The organism is Sorangium sp. So ce117 (assembly GCF_051524395.1).
GTDB classification, from domain to species: Bacteria; Myxococcota_A; Polyangia; order Polyangiales; family Polyangiaceae; genus Sorangium; species Sorangium cellulosum_B.
On sequence record NZ_CP150309.1, the window covers coordinates 5,957,516 to 5,979,110 of the forward strand.

Sequence of the window (21,595 nt, forward strand, 5' to 3'; positions counted from 1 at the left end):
GCCCCTCGCCCGCTCAGCCCCTCACTCCCCCGCCACCTCGAAGGTCTGCGCTCCGGAGAAGCTCTGCTGCTCCGGCTGGTAGTACGGGTGCGCCTCGGCGCCGCCGTCCTCCGCCCTGACAGGCATGGTCGCTTGCAGCCGGTAAACGAAGGTGGCCGCGCGCTCCGCAGGGATCTCCTTCACGTAGAGGATCAGCTGCTTGCCCGTGATCTCGAACTTCGAGAGCTGACCCGCCGCGATGTACTCCTGGAGATCCTCGGTCAGGAGCTGGAAGCCGGGCGGCAGCCCCACGGTCACGAGGGCCATGCTCTGCACCGAGTCCGTCTTGTTCTGGACGCTCAGCGACGCCGTAACGATGTCGTCCACGTACAGCTGGGTCTTGTCGTACGTCACGCTGACCCCGAGCGGGCCTCCCGCGTCGCTCGGGACCGCGCTCCACGGCAGGTTGTGGCGGCTCACCAGGTTGTAGCTGAGCTTCCCCTCCCCCGAGAACGAGAGCGTGACGTCGTGCGCGCCCGCGGTCGCGAGGTGCGTGAGGTCGACCGTCGTCATGACGTCGGCCTGGTCCTCGCGCAGGGAGACCGTGCCCGCCGCCGCGCCGTCGACCGCGACGGTCACCGTCCCCGTGGCGCCCTCCGTCCCCTTGCTCGCGGCGAGGAGCAGCGTGCGCAGGCTCCAGATCGTCGCCTGGGTGGAGCCGAAGTTGCCGTTCGGGTCCTTCGACTGGGTCAGGAACTTCACGCCGCCGTCGGCGCTCGACCGGTGGGCGCCCGCGGAGAGCAGCGCGTGGGCCGCGAGCGCGGTGGTCGTGACCCTGGCGTCGTTCCCGGACTCGTAGAACGAGGTCTGCGTGCCGCCGTCATCCCAGTAAAATGCGTCTCCTTCCGCGGTCTTGCGCTGGTCCAGCGCGTCGAGCACGCTGTCGGTCAGCGCGCCGGAGGGGTCGGCCACGGCGAGCGCGTTGGCGGCGATCGCCAGCGTGTACAGGTCGTCGGTCGCCGGCTTCAGCGAGCGGCCCAGGTAGGCGAGCCCCGTCCCGATCTCGGGCCCCGTGTACCCCGCGCTCGCGAGCGCCCAGAGCACGAAGGCGCTGTTGCGCAGCGTGCCGGTGTGGAAGCTGAAGAACTCGGTCTGGTCGCCTTCCCACGTGCCGTCCGCCTTCTGCTGCCCGGCGAGCCAGTTGACGGTCCGGGCGAGCATCGCCTCGTCCACGGTGTGGACCTTGATCATGTCGGCGAACTCCATGACGCCGAACGCGGTGACCGACAGGTACGGATGCCCGTCCTGCTCGCCGAACCACGAGAAGCCGCCGCCCGAGTGCTCGAACGTGAGCAATCGCTGGTACCCCGCCGAGATCAGCGACTCGGCCTTCATCTGGATCTCCGGGGTGATCTGGCCTGTCTGCTTCATGTACTGCGTGACGAGCACGTTGGGCCAGGTCGTCGAGGTGGTCTGCTCGAAGCAGCCATTCGGGACCTGGAGCATGCTGTCCATGCCGCTCACGACCTGCGACAGGAACGCGGGGTAGATCTCGAGATAGAGCTGGTTCGAGCCGGGGACAGCGTCCGCGGGGAACGACAGCGCGTGATCGGCGCTGCCCGCCGCGAGCATGCCAGACGCGCTCTCCGCGAACGGCTTCCCGTCCGGGACCACGCGCACGGTGCGGGCCACGGCGTCGGCGCCCGCGCTGCCCCGCGCGGTGACCGTGAGCGAGTTGACGCCCACCGTGTTCACCTTCACCGGGAACCGGACGCCGCGCACCTCGCCCGCCGCGAGGGACACCGTCGTCGACGTCGAGCCGAGCGGCGTGTACCAGCTCCCCGGCTCGAGGCTGAGATCGACCGTCTGCGGCGTCTCCAGGTAGTTGTAGACGGCGATCGGGAACTCGACCTCATCGCCGCGCGTGAGCGTCGCCGGGAAGCTCACGTCGACGAAGAAGTCCTGGAACACCTTGAAGCCGCTCTGGATGCCGCCGAGCTTGCCGTCCGTGGAGTTCGCCAGCGCCGAGAGCCGCCACTCGGTGATGCTGTCCGCGAGCGGGATGCTCAGGGTGGCCGTGCCGTCCGGGCTCGTGATCACGCTCGGGTTGACATAGAGGGTCTCCGGGAACTCGCGCCGGACGCGCGGCCCGCCCCCGTTGTCGCCGCCGGGCTCCGCGGTGGGATCCCCGGCCGAGCCGCCGCCCGCTCCGGTTCCTCCGGTCGCGGCGCCATTGGCCCAGCCGCCGTCCGCGTCGGGGATGCCCCCTTCATTCCACTCTTGCGGGGGCACCGGGATCCCGAGATCGCCGAACGTGAACGCGAACGTCGCGTCGTCCTGGCTCTGCTCCACCTCGTCGGGCCCCGACGATTGCAGCGTGAACCCGCTCCAGCTGGAGGCCACCCGGTACGCGTTGCCCCACACGTCGAAGGCGCGCAGGCGCTCGGCGACCCGGCTCCCGAGCAGCTCGACGTACACGCCCTGCCCGTTGCAGCTGAACTGGGTGCTGTCGCAGCCGAGCGCCTTCAGCTCCTGCGCGGCGGCCGCGGTGGCCTCCGCGAGCCAGGGCTTCATCACGCCCTTCTGGCGCTCGTTGAACTGAGCGAGCTCCTCCGGCACCTTCGCCAGCACGGCGGGCCACGTGCGCGCCTGGAGGCCGGTGAGCGACGTGCCCGCGAGCGCGGCGAGCGAGGCCTGGGTCTTCACCTGCGCGGCCTCGGCCTGCTCGGGGTCCTCGCTGGCGGTCGCGTTGAACAGCAGGTCCTGGAGGTTCGCGGCGGGGCCGTGGATCTCGTAGCTCGGCTTCGCGAACTCGTCCTCCAGCTCGAAGTAGGTGCGGAGCAGCCCGGGCTGGGCGTCGACCAGCGCGAAGACGGCCTGATCGACCACCTGAACGCCGAGCGCGGCGACCTTCGGGTTCCCCGCGTCGTCCTTGACCGACAGCCGCAGCGTCGCGGTCTCCCCCGGCGCATACAGGGGCTTGTCGGCCTCGACCTCGACGCTCAGCGCGGAGTCGCCCCGCGCGAACACGGTGCGGCCGGAGCGGACCAGATTGCCATCGTCGTCGACAAGGTACGCCTCGACCCGGTTGCTGCCGAGCAGGCCGGCGTCGACGGGCATGGTGAAGCGGGCGCGCCCGGCCTCGAGCTCGAGAGAGCGCATGTCCACGGCCTGACCGTCGTTCAGCCAGTCGACATAGACGCTGCCGGCCTCCTCGCTCGACTCGATGGTGACCTCGACCGTCTCGCCGGTCTCGTACACGGCCCGATCGGTGCGCACGAGCAGGTGCTCGCCGCCCGTCTGCGTGCCGAACGAGAACTTCCGCGTGACCGCCCGCTCTCCTACCGTCGCCCGCACCTCGAACGCGCCCTCCGCCGTGGCGACCGGCGGGGTGAAGCTCACCACGGCCTGGCCGAAGGCGTCGGTGCGCGCGGTGAGCTGCGTGCGGTCCGGCGCGGTGATGACCGCCTCCGTGTCGGCGAGCGGCGCCCCGAGCGGGTCGGTGACGAAGAGAAGGAGGGTGTTGGGGATCCCCGGGACGAGCTCGCGCGCCTCGGGCACGAGCACGATCGTGGCCGCGTCGGCGGCGACCTTGACCGGGATCGCCTTCGTGACCTCCTGCCCCGCCGTGTCCGCGACGGTGACGGTCAGCGTCACGGCCGCGTCGCCCTGCTCCAGCGGCAGGCCCGCGAGGCTCGGCGGAAGCGTCAGGCTGAAGCCGTAATGGCCCTCGGCGTTGAGCTCGCCCACGATGCGCTGGAACGTCGTCTGACCGACGTCCAGCGACGCCGCCTCGATGGTCACGCTGCCGCCGGCGACGTTCTTGCCGAAGAAATAGCGCGCGTCGATGGTGCCGGTCAGCGTGTCGCCCGCGGTGTACCAGGGCCTGTCGGTCCTCACGGCGACCTCGAACTTGGGCAGCGCGTACTGCCCCACGGTCACGACCTTCTCCGTCGTGGTCTCCCCGCTCACGAGGCGCACCTTGAACTCGCCGGTGTTGACGATGGAGCCAATCCGGAACGTCGTCGCGGCGACGCCGTAGGCGTCGGTCACGACGGGCTTCTTGAAGATCTTGTTGCCCTTGCCGTCCTCCACCTCGAACGTGATCGCCTCGCGGACGAGCGGCGCGTTGTTCCCCCGCTCGAGCGCGAGCGCGCGCAGGTGGATCGTCTGGCCGGGCTTGTAGAGCGGCTTGTCGGTGGTGAGGAGCAGCTTCGGGCCGGGGCCCTCGACGGTGATGTCCGCGGTGAGGGCCGCGTTGACGCCGAAGCCGACCGCCTGCGCGGAGACGGGGTGCGCGCCGAGCGCGCCGGGCTCCACCTCGAACACCGCGGCGCCGAGCGCGTCGGTCGTCCCGCGGAGCGGCCGCGCCCCCTCGCCCACCGCGAGCTCGACGTCCACGTTGGGCACCGGCTGATGGGAGAAGGCGTCGGTCGCGCGCACGCGGTAGCTCGCGGTGCGCCCGCGCACCACGCGCGCCGGCCCCTCGAGCTGCACGTCATAGGGCGGGATGACGCGCAGGAGGCTCCGCGTGACGAGCAGCCCCTCGTCCGACCCGTCGTCGACGCGGACTAGGTACCGCGCGAGGCCCGGCTGCGCGCTCACGGCCGGCGCCGGAAGGCGCGCCTCCGCGGTGGTCGCCGTCCCGCCCGCGATCTCCAGGTCGACCTCGGTCGTGCCTTGTTCCCTGTCCGCGCCGAGATCGACGAGCGTGACGCGCAGGTGGCCGCTCGTCGCGCCGGCGGTCAGGTTGCGCACCGGGATCTGGAGGCGCAGATCGCCCCCGTCGATCACGCCCAGCAGCCTCGCTTCGTCGACCTCGAGCGTGCCGTTCCGCGGTTGATCCGGGCGACCAAGCGACGTTGGCGGGGCCTCATCGGAGGAGCACCCCGCCGCGAACGCGCTCGCCAGCGCCAGCGCGGCGAGCAGGTGGGGAGAGCTCCAGCGTCGGCGGAGAGCATCGAAGCGTACACGCATAAGTCCAAATCCTCCCGATCGGCGCTGGCACATCCCCAGCGGCCGGCGCGTAGGTTGCATCCACCGTACCAAGACGAACCACCGCCATCGAGCAGCGAATCCGCGGGAATAGACGCGGACCGCGCGCAGCACGTGCGCCACCTTGTGCCAAGGTTCTAGCCCACCCGCGCCTCCACCGCGTGCGGGTGTCCGTCCCCATGGGGGACGAGCGACGCCTCCGTGACTCGATGACTCGACAACTCGATGGCTCGACGAGCCGAGGACCGCCGACACCCCGCGATGGCGAGGCCGCGCGGCGTGCCCGGCCCATGGGATGGGGTCGACCGGTCACGGGGGTCCGCGCCGCGCTCCCCTGGACATCGGGATCCGACCGTCTCAGGTTCCCGCCCGAGCGCAAGGCGTTTCGCCGCCGAGGAGGGGATCATGCAGATCGACTTCGAGATGCCTGTGATGGCCGACGGCGGCCTCGATGCGGGCGTGCTCGACCGCGTCTTGGTCGACCGGGAGCGGGGGGTGCTGACCCACGTGGTGCTCCGTTCTCCGCTGGCCAGCGAAGAGCTGCTGATCTCGATGGATCTCGTGCAGGGCACGGCGGACGGGCACCTCCGCTTACGGTCCGGCCGGGACGAGCTCCTGGCGCTGCCCCGGTACTACGAGGGGCGGACGACGGCGCAGCCGCCGGGGCGCGTCGATACCTCGCTCGTGCCGCAGCCGCCCGAGCGGAGGCAGGAGCTGGAGGAGGCCCTCGGGGTCACGGACGATACGGTCGAGCTCGGCCCCGACACGCGGGTGATGACCGCCGACGAGGCCGAGGCGCAGCTCGTTGGCATCGGCGCGAACGATCCTGGCAACGACATCTCGCGGCTCCGCGTGCGCGGCCCCGCGGGCGCCGAGGCCGACTTCCCCGCATCCTGGATCGACGTGATGCGCGAGGACGTCGTGGCGCTGAAGGTGACCCGGGACGATATCTTGCGCTCTCGTCCGGCGCCCAGACGCCGGGACGGAAACCTCGCGAGCCTCGAGGGGCTCTCGGGCATGGGCGGACGCGACGGCGACACGCCCGAAGAGGTGTTCGGAGCGAACTTCGTCGATGAGCTGCGCGGCAAGGGCGGCATGCTCCTCCGCGTGCCCGGCGCCGGCAGCCCCGCCGAGGCCGAGAGCAACCGCGTGGCCGCGCCCGTGGTGGACGCGGGCCAGGAGCGGCGGTCCTCCTCGCGATGAGCTCGTGAGCCAGGCACGGCGGCTCTCCGAAAGGATGGAGTCTCCGAGAGGTGGAGTTGAGATATAGTCGCCCCGCCGGGAACTTGACACCGATGCTCGCGCGTGCTCGTCTCCGCCCCAGGATGGACCCTCACCACATTCCGCCGAGCCCGGGCACGCGCACGGCCAGCGTCCTCGATCCGACCGCGGTGGCGGAGACGTTCCGCAGCGAGATCCGGGCGGAGCTCGCGGCGCTGCCCGAGCCGCTGGTCCTGGTCGGTGTGCTCGCGGCGGATCACGGGCCGTCGTACACATACGCGGAGTACACGCGCAAGGCGTGCGAGGACGTGGGGATCCGCTTCGAGATCCGCCACGCGACGCGGCTCGACGCCGAGGACGCCATCCGCGCGGCGAACGAGGACGCGCGCGTGCACGGGATGATGGTGTATTACCCGATCTTCGGCACGGAGCAGGACGTGTACTTGCGGGACAGCGTCGATCCCGCGAAGGACATCGAGGGGCTCCACACGTTCTGGGCACGTTGCCTGTACCAGAACCAGCGCTTCCTGGACGAGGCGAAGACCAGGAAGGCGATCCTGCCGTGTACGCCGCTGGCCATCCTCAAGCTGGTCGAGGCGGCCGGCTTCTTCGGCGAGGGGGAGCGGCCGCTCGAGGGCCGGCGCGTGTGCATCTTCAACCGGAGCGAGGTCGTCGGGAGGCCGCTCGCGAGCATGATGGCGCACGACGGAGCCCACGTGACCTCGTTCGACATCGACGGTCCGTTGCTCTTCGTGCCCAGCTCCTCGGGCGACATGCACGAGGTGCGCGAGACGACGGTGGACCGGGCGAGCGCGCTGCGGCAAGCGGACATCGTGGTGACCGGCGTGCCCTCGCGGAGCTTCCCGGTCGTGCAGGGCGCCGAGATCCGCGAGGGCGCCCTCTGCATCAACTTCTCCACCTTCAAGAACTTCAGCGACGATATCCAGAGCAAGGCGAGCGTGTTCGTGCCCCGCGTCGGCCCCATGACGGTGACGATGGCGATCCGGAACAGCCTGCGGCTCTACAAGAACACCCACCCGGGCGGGTGAACCCCGCGCGCGGGGCATGGACGCGCTCGGGCGCTCGGGGCCGACATCGCCGCCCTCGCCAGCGTCAGCCTCCGGTCCACGCCCGCGCGTGCTCGCGCGCCCAGTCCTCGAAGGTCGTCGGTCTCCGCCCCGTCACGCGTTCGACGGTGTCGGTCCGCACGGCGCCGTTGCCCGCGCGGATACGCTCGATGAGCTCGCCGACGGCCGCGGCGAGCGACGGGGGGGCCCCGGCCTCGATCATCCTCCGCCTGGCGGCGTCGACCGAGACGTCCACGCGCCGCAGCGGCGTGCCGAGGACGCGCGCGAGGATCTCCACCTGATCCGGCGTGCTGAGGAGCTCGGGGCCCGTCACCTCCAGCGCCTGTCCCAGGAGCTCTCCGGTGAGCATCGCGCGCGCGGCGACCGCGGCGATGTCGCGCGGCGCGACGGGCGCGGTCTTGCCGTCCCCATGCGGGTTGTAGACCGTGCGCTCGGCGCGTATGGACCGGGCCCACTGGAAGGTGTTCGACATGAAGGTGCCAGGGCGGACGAACGTCCAGCGGAGCCCCGACGCCTTGACGAGGTGTTCGCGCTCGGCATGTCGGTGAGCTAGCTGCACCGTCGGCGCGCCGGCGCTGATGCTCGACAGGAGGACGATGCGGGGCGCGCCGCTCGCCTGCGCTGCTGCGAGGAAGCCTCGAACGTGATCGATGCCATCGGCGTCCGCGACCGGCAGCAGGAACGCCGCCGTCACGCCATCGAGCGCCGGCGCGATCGTGTCCTGTCGGCCGAGGTCTCCCACGGCCTTCTCGACCCTGGCTCCCCAGTGGGCCACCTTGCGCTCATCGCGCGTGAAGACTCGGACCTTCTCTCCGGCAGAGAGGAGCTGATCGACGACTTCCTTCCCGACGTTCCCGGTAGCACCCGTGACCAAGTACATGCGTGTCTCCTTCCATGTGGACTCCTCGGATCAACCTGCGCGCCGCGCGTGAGCCGTCGCGTCTCCATCGCGCCGAGCCGCCCGTCCGGGAGAGAACCTACGACTGTTCCACGGCCTTGATTAGTGTTGACCTGCAGGAAGAACAGTTCGATAGCTGGAACAATTCGATGTTGCCTGACCTCAACGAGATCGCGGTCTTCACCAGGGTCGTCCAGGCGGGCAGCTTCACGCGGGCTGCGCGCGAGCTCGGGATGCCGAAGTCGACGGTGAGCCGGAAGGTGTCCGAGCTCGAGGCGCGGCTCGGCGCGCAGCTGCTCCGGCGGACCACGCGCAAGCTCAGCCTCACGGACGTCGGCGCCGTGTACTACGAGCGCTGCGCGCGCATCGTGGCCGACGTCGACGACGCGGACCGGGCCGTGACGCAGATGCAGGACGGGCCGCGCGGGCTCCTGCGAATCACGGCGCCGCTGCACTTCGGGTGGATCGGCGGCGTGGTCGCGGAGTACCTGCGCGATCACCCCGAGGCGAGCGTGGAGGTGGTCTGTACGGATCGCATCGTCGACCTCGTCGCGGAGGGGTTCGACGCGGCGCTGCGGATCGGCGCGCCCAGCGACACCTCGCTCGTCGCGCGCCGCCTCGGGGCGCTCCCGCGCTGCCTCGTGGCGGCCCCCGGGTACATCGCGCGCCGCGGCGCCCCGCGCGCGCCGGAGGACCTCGCGGGCCACGACGTCCTCGTGTCCGCGGGGGCGCGCGCGGGGGAGCCGCCCGGCGCGCGGTGGGTGCTCCACCGTGGCGCGCGGCGCGCGGAGGTGCGCGTGACGCCGCGGGCGACGGCGAACAACCTCGAGGTGCTCCACCGGATCGTGCTCGCGGGCGTGGGCATCGGGATGCTGCCCGCCATGCGCTGCGAGCTGGACGTGCGCGAGGGGCGCCTCTCGCGCGTGCTCGACGGGTGGAGCCCGGCCGACGTGCCGCTCCACGCCGTTTATCCCGGCACGCGACACCTGTCGCCGAAGGTCAAGGTGTTCCTCGACCTCGTGCGTGAGCGCATGAGCCCTGCGCTGCGCAACCGGCAGGAGGACGGAGCGGGCGCTGCTCGGAGCAGCGCATGAGGAGGCTCACATGTGCTCGGTAGGATCGTCCCGAGGAATCCGGGGCCTCGGGGGCAGCGGCGCCCGTTTTCTGGCGGACGATGACACCGCCGGCGGCGTGCGCACGGGCGCGGGCGCGCTGGTCGGCGCCTCGGAGGCTGCTGTCGCGCCCGGCGCGGCCGTCGCGCTGTGGGAGGGCGGCGGAGGCTCCGGTGACGCGGTCGACGGCGCGGCTGCGGGCAGCGCGGGCGCGGAGGCAGGCGAGGCCGCCGGGTCGGGCCGCGACGCCGGTTCGCCGTCCGGCGCGGGAGCGCGAAGGACCGCGTAAGTGACGAGCCCCAGGGCGAGCGCGCTCGCGCCCAGGGCCAGCGAGATCCAGGCGCGGCGGCTGTCGGCTTTCCGCGGGGCGAGGGTGTTTCCTGCCGACGTCAATGTGCTGATGGACCCCTGGAACGCCGGCGCCGCGCCCTCCGAGGCGCCACCGCTCGGAGAGCCGTGGAAGGGGGACCCTGCTTGGTGCCGCAGCGTGGGCATTGACGCGCTGGAGGCGGCGCCCATCGTGCCGGGGCTCGGTCCCATCATTCCAGGGCTCGCTGCATCTGGACGCGCCCCGATCGCATCTGGACGCGCCCCGATCGCGTCTGGACCCGTCCCTGACGCGTCTGGACGCGCCCCGATCGCATCTGGGCTCGCCGCCGGCGCGCCGCCGGCGACGGCGAGCAGCGGAGGCGGGCCCTCCGCGGGAACCGACGGCTGGAGAGGTCGGGGCTCCGACCCCGCCGCGGAGACCGCCGCGCCGAGCGCCTCGGCGAGCTCGCTCGCGCCCTGGAACCGATGCGCCGGGTCGCGCGCGAGCGCGCGCGAGAAGAACCCATCCACTGCGGGCCCGAGCTCCGGCACGACGCTGGACGCGAGGGGGACATCCTCCGTGCAGATCGCCACGAACACCTCGCCGATCTCTTCACCCGGGAACGGGAGACGGCCGGTGAGGCAGCGATAGGCGATCACGCCGACGGACCAGAGATCGCTGCGCCAGTCGAGGGTCTTGCTGCGGCGCACCTGCTCGGGGCTCATGTAATAGGGCGAGCCGACGAGCGTGCCTGTCTTCGTCTCGTTGCCGGCCAGCAGCGTGCCCTGGGCCTTGGCGATCCCGAAGTCGAGGACCTTCACGAGCTCGTCCTCGTCCTGCCGCGAGAGGAAGAGGTTCGCGGGCTTGAGGTCGCGGTGGACGATCCCCGCCTCGTGCGCGCGACGCAGGGCCTTGCACACCTGCGTGACGATGCCGAGCGTGGCCGCGGTGGAGAGGCGCCCCTCCCGCGAGAGCCGCGTCTCGAGATCCTCGCCGTCGAGGAGCTCCATCACGAGGAAAGGCGTGTCGCCCTCGAGACCGTAATCGTGCACGTGCACGACGTTCGGTATCTTGAGCTGCGCCGCGGCCCTCGCCTCCCGCTCGAAGCGCGCCCGCGCGGCGGACGAGGCGGCGTACTCGGGCGCCATGAGCTTGACCGCGACCGTGGCGTCGAGCTGGAGGTGCCGGGCCACCCAGATCGCCCCCATCCCGCCCCGCGCGAGCATCCGCTCGAGGCGGTATCTTCCGGCGACGACGCTGCCTTCTGCGAGCGAATTCATGAGCCTCGGCCTCTCGCTGGGAACGCGCGCCCCAGGGGCTCAGAGTCGAGCAGCCGGGGCGCCTCGCGCCCAACGAAGCAAACGAACGACCCCACGGCAACAGGATCCGACCCGGACCGCGCGCCGCTTGCTTGCGGCTCGACCGGATCGCAGCGCCGCGCGCCGCCTACTTGCGCCTCGGCCGTGTCGCCGAGCTCGCGGCGTCCGCCGTCGCGGGGGCGCCTCGCCCGGCGCCCTGCGGCGCGCGGAGATCGCTCGCGCGCGCCCGCCGCGCGGGAGGACTGCCCTGCGACGTCAGCGCCTCCAGGGCGGCGCGCAGCTCGGCGCGCACGTGCGGGCCGAGGAGCTTCTCCGCCATGGCGCTCAGGCGTCCCGCGAACGCGGCCATGATGCAGCCCGCGCGCTGGTCGTCGCGCTCCGGCGCCCCCGAGCGCCGGTAGTGCCGCGCGTAGTCGCCCGTGATCGCCCCGAGATCGCCGCCGACGTGGACCGCCTGCCGCATGAAGAGCCGCGCGGCGCGCTCGTTGGTGATCGACGGCATCTGCGCCAGGGTCAGGGCCACCTCGGTCCTGCCCACGGCGAGCAGCATGGAGACCACCCGCTGGCGCGCGAGCTCGACGAGCCTGGGCGCGAGGGTGTGCTCGTCGAAGACGTGGACGTTCGCCGGCACGAGCGCTTCGCCTTCCGTGCCGAGCTCGCTCAGGAACGCGTTCAGCACCGGCGAGCGCGTCGGCGCGGCGCGCACGTACTCCCGCGCGCGCCCCGCGTTCGACGGGCCACCCGGCGGGAGGGGGCCAGCGGCGGGCTTCGCGCGCGGCTCGGGTCGCGTGGACCGCGCCTGTCGTGACCGCTCGAAGTGCCGCTCCGCCCTCCCCGCGCGCTCGTTCTCCGCGGCAGCGTCCGTCGCGCCGAGCAGCGCGGCCAGACCCGCCGCGTGGGCGGCGGTGACGTGCGGAGGAGGTTGCTTGCTGGACATTCGAGCAGATCCTCTCGTTTCGAGGGCTGATGGAGCGCTTATCACGCCGCACGAACGGTTGTACAGCGCTGAACGCCGGTTCCCGGGCGGACGCACGCTGCCATGGGACCGCGGCGAGGCGGCAGGCCGCGCGGGGCGACGGCGCGGCGCCCCCCTTGCGCGCGGCGGGATGCTGCGAGCTTCCATCGGCATGGGGGGGCCACCCTCCCGAAGGTTGAAGATTGTTCAATGAAAACTTAGTCTTGCAGCCCTTCGGCTGGCAGGACGGGGCGGAGCGCGGCGGAGGAGGCGGCCGGCAAGGAGTGGGTTCCATGACCTCGACCTCGCACAAGTGGCAGTTCTGGATCGATCGCGGAGGCACGTTCACGGACGTCGTGGCCCGGCGGCCCGACGGCTCGCTCACCACCGCCAAGCTCCTGTCGGAGAACCCGGAGCAGTACGCCGACGCGGCGGTCGAGGGGATCCGCCGCCTGCTCGGCCTCGCGCCCGGTCAGGTCATCTCTGCCGCCGAGGTCGAGTGCGTGAAGATGGGCACCACGGTCGCCACGAACGCGCTGCTCGAGCGCAAGGGGGACCGCACCGTGCTGGTCACCACGCGCGGCTTCCGCGACGCGCTTCGCATCGGCTACCAGAACCGCCCTCGCCTGTTCGATCGCCATATCGCGCTGCACGATCTGCTCTACGAGCGCGTGATCGAGGCCCGCGAGCGCGTCGGCGCGCGCGGCGAGGTGGCCGAGCCGCTCGACGGCGAGGCGCTGCGCGGCCCGCTCTCGGAGGCGTTCGAGGCCGGCATCCGCGCCTGCGCGATCGTCTTCATGCACGGCTACCGGTTCGCCGCGCACGAGCGGCGGGCGGCCGAGATCGCGCGCGAGGTCGGCTTCACCCAGGTCTCCGCGTCGCACGAGGTGAGCCCGCTGATGAAGCTCGTCTCGCGCGGCGACACAACGGTGGTCGACGCGTACCTGTCGCCCATCCTGCGCCGCTACGTCGAGCAGGTGGCCAGCCAGATGCCCGGCGTGCCGCTCTACTTCATGCAGTCGAGCGGCGGGCTGACGCTGGCCGGCCGCTTCCAGGGCAAGGACGCGATCCTGAGCGGCCCGGCGGGCGGCATCGTCGGTATGGTGCGCACCGCGCTCGCGGGCGGGCACGAGAAGGTGATCGGCTTCGACATGGGCGGCACCTCGACCGACGTGTCGCACTACGCCGGCGAGCTCGAGCGCGCCTTCGAGACGCAGGTGGCCGGCGTCCGGATGCGCGCGCCGATGATGAGCATCCACACCGTGGCCGCGGGGGGCGGCTCGCTCCTCGGCTTCGACGGCGCGCGGCTGCGCGTGGGGCCGGAGTCGGCCGGCGCGAACCCGGGGCCGGCGTGCTACCGCCGCGGCGGGCGGCTGGCCGTCACCGACGCGAACGTGATGCTCGGCAAGATCCAGCCGGAGTTCTTCCCGCACGTGTTCGGCCCGGGCGCCGACGCGCCGCTCGACCTCGAGGTCGTCGAGCAGCGCTTCCGGGCCATGGCGGCCGACGTGCAGCGCGACACGTCGCGCCCGATCACGCCCGAGCAGCTGGCCGAGGGCTTCCTGCAGATCGCCGTCGCGAACATGGCCAACGCGGTGAAGAAGATCTCCGTGGCCCGCGGGCACGACGTCACCCAGTACACCCTGCAATGCTTCGGCGGCGCCGGCGGCCAGCACGCGTGCGCCGTGGCCGACGCGCTCGGCATGCGCCGCGTCTTCGTCCACCCGCTCGCGGGGGTCCTGTCCGCCTACGGCATGGGCCTCTCGGACCAGAGCGCGATCCGCGAGGCCGCCGTGGAGCGGCGCCTCGACGAGGCAGGGCTCGCTGCGGCGCGCGAGGCGCTCGCGCGCATCGGCCGCGACGCGGAGGCCGAGCTCGTGGGGCAAGGGTCCTCGCCGGAGCGGGTGCGGCTCGTCCGGCGCGTCCACGTGCGCTACGAGGGCACCGATACCGCCCTCGTCGTGCCCGACGGCAGCGCGGAGGCGATCCGCGCCGCCTTCGACGCGGCCTACCGCGGGCGGTTCGCGTTCCTGATGCCGGACAAGGCGCTCGTCCTGGAGAGCGTCTCCGTGGAGGCGATCGGGCCGGGCGAGGCCGCCGAGGAGCGGCCCGCGGAGGCGCGCCCGCACCGCCCCGAGGCCGACGCCCGGGCGCGGATGTACGCCGAGGGGGCGTTCCACGACGCGGCGCTCTACCGGCGCGAGCGGCTCGGGCGCGGCGCGGTGATCGACGGGCCGGCCATCGTCGCCGAGGCCAACGCGACGACCGTTGTCGAGCCGGGATGGCGGGCCGAGATCACCGCGCTCGGCCACATGGTGCTCACCCGGGTGGCGCCGCGCCCGGAGCGGCGCGCGGTGGGCACCGAGGTCGACCCGGTGATGCTGGAGGTGTTCAACAACCTGTTCATGAACATCGCCGAGCAGATGGGCCTGCGGCTCCAGAACACCGCCCACTCGGTCAACATCAAGGAGCGGCTCGACTTCTCGTGCGCGCTGTTCGACGCGGAGGGCAGCCTGATCGCGAACGCGCCGCACATGCCGGTGCACCTCGGCTCGATGGGCGAGTCGATCAAGACCGTGATCGCGCGGAACCCGGGGATGAAGCCGGGGGACGTCTACGCGCTCAACGATCCGTACCGCGGCGGCACCCACCTGCCGGACGTGACGGTGGTCACGCCGGTGTGGGACGAGGCGGGCGCTCGCGTGCTGTTCTACGTGGCGTCGCGCGGCCATCACGCGGACATCGGCGGCATCACGCCGGGCTCGATGCCGCCGTTCTCCAGGACGATCGAGGAGGAGGGCGTCCTCCTCGACAACGTGAAGCTGGTCGAGGCCGGGCGGCTCCGCGAGGCGGAGATCCTGGCGCTGCTCGGCGGAGGGCCGTACCCGGCGCGCAACCCGCAGCAGAACCTGGCCGACCTGCGCGCGCAGATCGCGGCGAACGAGAAGGGCGCGCAGGAGCTCGCCGCGATGGTGGCGCAGTTCGGCCTCCCGACGGTGCAGGCGTACATGAAGCACGTGCAGGACAACGCCGAGGAGAGCGTGCGCCTCGCGATCGCGCGGCTCGACCCGGCGCTCCTCCACGACGGGCGCTTCTCGCTGCCGCTCGACAACGGCGCGACGATCGAGGTGGCTCTCCGGATCGACCGGGAGCGCCGCGCGGCGGTCGTGGACTTCACCGGCACATCCGGACAGATGGAGAACAACTTCAACGCGCCACGCGCTGTGACGATGGCCGCGGTGCTCTACGTCTTCCGCACGCTCGTGGACGACGACATCCCGCTCAACGCGGGCTGCCTGAAGCCGATCGAGGTCGTCATCCCCGAGGGCTCGATGCTGAGCCCGCGCCCCCCGGCCGCGGTGGTGGCGGGCAACGTCGAGGTGTCGACCTGCGTCACGAACGCGCTGTACGGGGCCCTCGGCGTGCTCGCGAGCAGCCAGCCGACGATGAACAACTTCACGTTCGGCAACGAGCGGCTCCAGTACTACGAGACGATCTCGGGCGGCTCGGGGGCGGGCATCGAGCTCGGCGGGAGCGGCGGTGGCACGCGCGCCGAGCGCGGGTTTGCGGGCACGAGCGTCGTGCAGACGCACATGACGAACTCGCGCCTGACGGATCCGGAGGTGCTGGAGCACCGCTTCCCGGTGCGGCTGGATCGCTACGAGATCCGCGAGGGCTCGGGCGGGGCCGGGCGCTTTCCTGGCGGGAACGGCGGCACGCGCGCCGTGCGCTTCCTGGAGCCGATGACGGCGTCGATCCTGTCGAACGGGCGCTCGACGGCCGCGTTCGGCCTGGCGGGCGGGCAGGCGGGCGCGCCCGGGCGCAACCTGGTGGTGCGCGCGGACGGCTCGGTCGAGGTGCTGGGGCACATCGGATCGGTCGAGATGGGGAGCGGCGATGTGTTCGTGATCGAGACGCCGGGGGGCGGCGGGTACGGAGCGCCGGTGCCCGCGTGAGGGCGCGTTCCGCTGGTGTCGCGGCGTCCTGCTCCCCTACCCGCTCACCCGCTCATCCAGGGGCAGGCGCCTTGGCAGCGGGCCCGGGCGAGAGCTTGCACGTCGCCTCCCACAGCCCATTGAGGTACACGAGGCCCAGCGCGCGGTCGTACAGGCCATATCCGGGCTTGCCGGTCTCACCCCAGATCATGCGGCCGTGGTCGGGGCGCACATAGCCGTCGAAGCCGACGTCATGGTAGGCCTTCACGATGGCGGCCATGTCGAGCGAGCCCTCACAGGACAGGTGGGCAGATTCGAAGAAGGTGCCGTCCTCCTGGACCGCCACGTTGCGCAGGTGCCCGAACGGAATGCGGCCCATGCCGCCGAACTCGCGCACCAGCGATACGATGTTGTTGCACAGATCGGCGCCCAGCGAGCCAGAGCACAGCGTGATGCCGTTGGCCGGAGAGTCGACGGTCTTCACCAGGCGCATCAGGTCGTCCCGGTTCTTGACGATGCGCGGCAGGCCGAAGATCGGCCGGGGCGGGTCGTCCGGGTGCATGGCCATGCGGACGCCGACCTCCTCGGCGACCGGGATGATGCGCCGGAGGAAGTGCTCCAGGTGCTCCCATAGCGCCCCTTCGCCGACGTTCTTGTACTCTTCGAGGACGGCGCGGAGCTGCTCCGGCTTGTAGCTCGAGTCCCAGCCGGGCAGCGAGATGCCTTGTTCCGGGTCGATCTCGGCCACCGCCGCGGCGTCGAAGGCCAGGGTCAGCGAGCCGTCGGGCAGCTCTCTGGCCATCTCGGTGCGGGTCCAGTCGAAGACCGGCATGAAGTTGTAGCAGATCACCTTCACGCCGGCGGCCGCGCAGTTGCGGATGTTCTGGCAGAAATTGTCGATCAGCCGCTCGCGGGTCGGCTTGCCGAGCTTGATGTCCTCGTGCACCGGCACGCTCTCCACCACCTCGAACCGGAGGCCGACGCCCTCGACGCGCGCCCTGAGCGCCTGCAGCCGCTCGACCGGCCACACCTCGCCCACCGGCACATCGTAAATGGCCGAGACGATGCCGTAGATGCCCGGGATCTGACGGATGTACTCGAGCTTCACGGGGTCGTTCTCGCCGTACCAGCGAAAGGTCATCTTCATCGTTTCTGTCCTTCCAGCGTCACGGGACATCCCGTGCAGAGCTCAGGGTTCGATGCGCCGCGCGGCCGGCTCAGTTCGGAGGGACCCAGCCGCCGAGCACGACCGCTGGATCGCGCATCATCGCCGCTTGCTGCGCGGAGATCTGCGTCGATCCGGCGACACGCCCGCTGGTGTCGATGAGGCGTCCATCCGCGTCCCGGCTCTGGTACTCCCAGAAGCGGAGGGTGCGCGGAGGAGACCCGCCCGTGATCGTCCACCCCGCCCGCGAGATGTGGCTGCCGAGCGTGCAGTTGACGTACGCGACGTGGCTCGCCGGATACTGGCTCACGTCGATCCTCGCCAGCGTGTTCCCCGTGATGCCCGCGTCGCTCGTGATGCGCGAGTCGACGAAGACATAGCCGTAGCCGGCGTCGCCGTTGCGCGCCTGGACGTTGTAGCCGGATCGACCGACGGTCTTGATCTCGCACCGGTTGAAATACGCCGCGCCCGTGCCCCACACGAAGTCGACGTTGCCCGCGATCGTGCAGTTGTCCGCGTAGAGGCGCCCGGACCAGAGCAGCGTGTCCTGGAGGCTCAGGATGTCGGCGTCGCGCACGACGCACCTGTCGCAGTCCTGGAGGCGCAGCGCCTCGGCCTGGGAGCCGCCCTGCGGCGTCAGGTTGTGGATTGTGAGGTTCTCGATGATGAGATCGCTCACCTTGTCGGCGCCGACGAGCGCGCGCCCCCTGGTGCTCGGGTTCAGGTTGTTGTTGTTCGTACCCGAGAGGACCGTGCCTTTGCGATCAGCCCCGCGCAGCGTGATCTTGTGTTTGCCCTCGAAGTAGACGACCCCGTGGTGGGTCCCGCGCTGAACGGTGATGAGCACGCTGTCCCTGTTGTTCGCCGGGACCGCGTCGAGCGCGCCTTGCACGGAGCAGAAGTCGCCGGAGCCGTCGAGCGCCACATCGAGCGACGAGACGCTCGATGGGCCCTCGTCCGCCGTGTCGAAGCGCCACGCCGTCGCGTCCGCGATCGCGAACGAGCCGCCCCCCGGGGGGACGATGGCGCCGGGGTCGACAGTGACGTAATAGGACTGGCCGTAGTCGAGCGCGCGCGACGGCAAGGACACGACAGCATCGTTGCCGTCCACGTACACCGGGCGAGGTACGTTGAACGTCCGGCCGCCGATCGTGGCGCTCACGGTCATCGAGGCCATGTCGACCGTCGCGACGGCCGCGCCCGGCCGGGCGGCGTTGAACACGCGAACGGCGCCCGCGCTGCCCAGCTTCGGAGCGCCGGGGAACGTGATACGGAGCGGCGGATCCGGGCACAGCCCCCGGGCGCCCGGCGCGGGGAACAGCGCGCTCACGCCGGCTGGGAGGTCGACCGGGCCCGCGCCGCCGCCGCCCTGGCTCACGCCCGTGCCCTCGCCGCCGCCGCCGCCGGCCGCGCCGGCGCCGCCCTCTCCCGCGCCGCCCGACGCCGCGCTGCTGGTCGACCCGCTGCCGCCCGAAGCCGCGCTGCTGGTCGACCCGCCGCCGGTCGATCCGCCGCTGGTCGAAGCGCCGGCGGTCGAGGCGCCGCCGGTCGAGGCGCCGCTGGACGCCTCGGCGCTTGTGTCGTCCGCCGTCCCAGCGCCCTCGCAGGCGATCGAACACAGACCGAGGAGCCCGAAGAGAAAAAGTCGAGAGCGGATCATATCGCCGGCGCAGGGTATCAAGGCGCTGCGCGGCCTGGCAATCTGAGCTCAGGGCACGGAACGTGCCCCTGCTCTGTTCGCAGAGACTCCCCATGCACCAAGGCCGGCCGTGTGGCACGACGGCCATCGTCGTTCCCGCGCAACGGCCCCTGGTGCGTTCGCCCCATCCACCCTCGAGGAGCTTCATGGCTGACTCCGTACCCATGACCGACCGCGCCCACGATGTCCTTCGTCAGGAGCCTCAGAGCCTCGACCCCATCTTCAGGCCGCGGAACGTCGCGGTCATCGGCGCGACGGAGAACAGCGGCGCCGTCGGTCGCACGCTCCTCTGGAACCTGATCAGCAACCCGTTCGGCGGCACCGTCTATCCGGTGAACCCGAAGCGGCAGAGCGTCCTCGGCATCAAGGCCTATCCGAGCATCGCGGCCGTGCCGGCGAAGGTGGATCTCGCGGTCCTCGTCACGCCCGCCGGGAGCGTGCCGGGCCTCATCGGCGAATGCGTGGACGCCGGCGTCCCCGGCGCGATCATCATCTCGGCCGGCTTCAAGGAAATGGGCCCCCCGGGCGTCCAGCTCGAGCGACAGATCATGGAGCGCGCCCGCGGGAAGATGCGCATCATCGGCCCGAACTGCCTCGGCGTCATGAACCCGATCGGCGGGCTCAACGCGACGTTCGCGAAGGGGCAGGCGCGGCCGGGCAAGGTCGCGTTCATCAGCCAGTCCGGCGCGCTCTGCACCGCGGTGCTCGACTGGAGCCTCAAGGAGCAGGTCGGCTTCAGCGCGTTCGTCAGCGTCGGCTCGATGCTCGACGTCGGCTGGGGCGACCTGATCGACCACCTCGGCAACGACCCCAAGACGAGCAGCATCCTCATCTACATGGAGTCGATCGGCGACCCGCGCGACGCGCGAGCGTTCCTGTCGGCCGCCCGCGAGGTGGCGCTCACCAAGCCGATCATCGTGATCAAGCCAGGCCGCAGCGAGGCGGCGGCGAAGGCGGCCGCCTCGCACACCGGCTCGCTCACCGGCTCGGACGAGGTGCTCGACGCGGCGTTCCGGCGCGTGGGCGTGCTGCGCGTGAACGACATCGCGGACCTGTTCTCCATGGCCGAGACGCTGGCCAAGCAGCCGCGACCCCGCGGCAACCGGCTGTGCATCGTCACCAACGCCGGCGGCCCGGGCGTGCTGGCGGCGGACGCGCTCGTCGCGAACGGCGGCGAGCTGGCGCCGCTCTCGGCGGAGACCCTTGGCGAGCTGAGCGGCTTCCTCCCCGCCGCGTGGAGCCGCAACAACCCGGTCGACGTGCTCGGCGACGCCGGCGAAGACCGCTACGCGAAGGCCCTGGAGATCTGCGCGAAGGACCCGAACAACGACGGCGTGCTCGTCATCCTCACGCCGCAGGACATGACCGAGCCGACCCAGACCGCCGAGGCGCTGCGCAAGCACGCGCACGTCGACGGCAAGCCCGTCCTCGCCAGCTGGATGGGCGGCGTGGAGGTGGAGGCGGGCAAAGCCATCTTGAACCGCGCCGGGGTCCCGACGTTCGAGTACCCCGACACCGCCGCTCGCGCGTTCTGCTCGATGTTCCGTTACGCGTACGCCCTCCGCGCCCTGTACGAGACGCCGAGCACGGACGAGCGGGCGCTGAACGTCGATCGCGAGAGGGCCAGGGAGCTCATCGCCGGCGTGCGCGCGTCGGGCCGGACGCTCCTGGATGAGGTGGAGTCGAAGCAGCTCATGGCGGCGTACGGCATCCCGACGGTGCCGACGGCCGTCGCGAGGAGCGCGGACGAGGCCGTGGCGACGGCCAGGCAGATGGGGTATCCGGCCGTCCTCAAGCTGTACAGCGCAACGATCACCCACAAGACCGACGTGGGCGGCGTGAAGCTCGGTCTGCGCGACGATGACGCCGTACGCAGGGCGTTCGAGGAGATCCAGGAGAGCGTCTCGCGCCTGGCCGGCGCGCAGCACTTCCAGGGCGTGACGGTCCAGCCGATGATCTCGCTGAAGGACGCCTACGAGATCATCCTCGGCAGCTCGATCGATCCGCAGTTCGGCCCGGTGCTCCTGTTCGGGGCCGGCGGGCAGCTCGTCGAGATCTTCAAGGACCGCTCGCTCGGCCTGCCGCCGCTCAACGCGACGCTGGCGCGGCGCATGATGGAGCAGACGAGGATCTACCGCGCGCTCCAGGGCGTGCGCGGCCGCAAGCCGGTGGACCTCACGATGCTCGAGCACCTGCTCGTGAGGTTCTCGCAGCTCGTGATCGAGCAGCGATGGATAAGCGAGATCGACATCAACCCGCTCTCCGTGAACGCGGAGGGGGCCATCGCCCTCGACGCCCGCGTCGTCCTGCACCCGCCCGACACGCCGGAGTCCGCGCTCCCCAGGTCGGCGATCCGCGAGTATCCGACGCAGTATGTGACGGAGCTCAAGAGCAAGGACGGGCAGGCGTCGTTCACGATTCGGCCCATCCGCCCCGAGGACGAGCCGCAGATGGTCGAGTTCCACAAGAAGCTGTCCGAGCGGACCGTGCGGCTCCGGTATTTCTACCCGATGCAGCTCGACCTGCGCACCGCGCACGAGCGGCTGACGCGCGTCTGCTTCGCGGACTACGACCGCGAGATGGCGCTCGTCGTCGAGAAGCCGCCCGCGGGCGGCGCGCAGAGGCAGATCATCGGCGTCGGCCGGCTGAGCAAGCTGCCTGGCACGCGCGACGCGGAGTTCGCCCTGCTGATCAGCGACGAGCACCAGAGGCAGGGGCTCGGTTCCCGGCTGCTGGGCCTCCTCGTCCAGATCGGCCGCGACGAGGGGCTCTCCCGCATCAGCGCCGACATCCTGGCCGAGAACGTGGAGATGCAGCGCGTGGCGCAGAAGCTCGGCTTCCGGGTGACCCGCGAGATCGGGGACTCGACCGCGAGGGCGGAGCTGACGCTGTAGGCGCGATAGGTCCTGTGCGACAGCC

11 protein-coding genes are annotated in these 21,595 nt (G+C 71.5%); 5 read left to right on the plus strand and 6 right to left on the minus strand.

What is annotated here, in order from left to right; all coding sequences use genetic code 11:
- Window positions 1–21 precede the first annotated feature (21 nt).
- Entirely contained in the window at window positions 22–4,956 is a 4,935-nt protein-coding gene (locus tag WMF46_RS22225) for an MG2 domain-containing protein (protein WP_437987416.1), read from the minus strand.
- 423 nt (window positions 4,957–5,379) lie between these two features.
- Here WMF46_RS22225 and WMF46_RS22230 point away from each other — a divergent pair, with 423 nt between their 5' ends.
- A complete protein-coding gene (locus WMF46_RS22230) occupies window positions 5,380–6,177 on the plus strand; it encodes a hypothetical protein (protein WP_437987417.1) in 798 nt (265 codons plus the stop codon).
- A gap of 122 nt (window positions 6,178–6,299) precedes the next feature.
- On the plus strand, window positions 6,300–7,244 hold the full coding sequence (locus tag WMF46_RS22235) for a bifunctional methylenetetrahydrofolate dehydrogenase/methenyltetrahydrofolate cyclohydrolase (RefSeq protein ID WP_437554815.1): 945 nt from the start codon (window positions 6,300–6,302) through the stop codon (window positions 7,242–7,244).
- A 64-nt stretch (window positions 7,245–7,308) separates the two neighbouring features.
- On the opposite strand, the gene WMF46_RS22240 is transcribed toward WMF46_RS22235, so the two are convergent.
- A complete protein-coding gene (locus WMF46_RS22240; RefSeq protein ID WP_437987418.1) occupies window positions 7,309–8,163 on the minus strand; it encodes an SDR family oxidoreductase in 855 nt (284 codons plus the stop codon).
- Window positions 8,164–8,330: 167 nt separating this feature from the next.
- Here WMF46_RS22240 and WMF46_RS22245 point away from each other — a divergent pair, with 167 nt between their 5' ends.
- Entirely contained in the window at window positions 8,331–9,275 is a 945-nt protein-coding gene (locus WMF46_RS22245) for a LysR family transcriptional regulator (protein ID WP_437987419.1), read from the plus strand.
- Between the two features lie 6 nt (window positions 9,276–9,281).
- Here WMF46_RS22245 and WMF46_RS22250 read toward each other — a convergent pair whose 3' ends face one another.
- Window positions 9,282–10,883 carry a protein kinase domain-containing protein gene (locus tag WMF46_RS22250; protein ID WP_437987420.1) on the minus strand — a complete coding sequence of 534 codons (1,602 nt, stop codon included), beginning with the start codon at window positions 10,881–10,883 and terminating at the stop codon, window positions 9,282–9,284.
- Window positions 10,884–11,049: 166 nt separating this feature from the next.
- On the minus strand, window positions 11,050–11,859 hold the full coding sequence (locus WMF46_RS22255) for a hypothetical protein (RefSeq protein WP_437987421.1): 810 nt from the start codon (window positions 11,857–11,859) through the stop codon (window positions 11,050–11,052).
- 311 nt (window positions 11,860–12,170) lie between these two features.
- Between WMF46_RS22255 and WMF46_RS22260 the strand changes: the two genes are divergently transcribed.
- A complete protein-coding gene (locus WMF46_RS22260; protein WP_437987422.1) occupies window positions 12,171–15,833 on the plus strand; it encodes a hydantoinase B/oxoprolinase family protein in 3,663 nt (1,220 codons plus the stop codon).
- Between the two features lie 52 nt (window positions 15,834–15,885).
- Here WMF46_RS22260 and uxuA read toward each other — a convergent pair whose 3' ends face one another.
- Both uxuA and WMF46_RS22270 read right to left on the minus strand, forming a co-directional pair.
- Entirely contained in the window at window positions 15,886–16,959 is a 1,074-nt protein-coding gene (gene uxuA / locus WMF46_RS22265) for a mannonate dehydratase (RefSeq protein WP_437987423.1), read from the minus strand.
- A gap of 70 nt (window positions 16,960–17,029) precedes the next feature.
- Window positions 17,030–18,637, minus strand: coding sequence for a pectinesterase family protein (locus tag WMF46_RS22270; protein WP_437987424.1), 1,608 nt, complete (start codon window positions 18,635–18,637; stop codon window positions 17,030–17,032).
- Between the two features lie 185 nt (window positions 18,638–18,822).
- On the opposite strand from WMF46_RS22270, the gene WMF46_RS22275 reads away from it, so the two are divergent.
- Window positions 18,823–21,570, plus strand: coding sequence for a bifunctional acetate--CoA ligase family protein/GNAT family N-acetyltransferase (locus WMF46_RS22275; RefSeq protein ID WP_437987425.1), 2,748 nt, complete (start codon window positions 18,823–18,825; stop codon window positions 21,568–21,570).
- The last annotated feature ends 25 nt before the right edge of the window (window positions 21,571–21,595 follow it).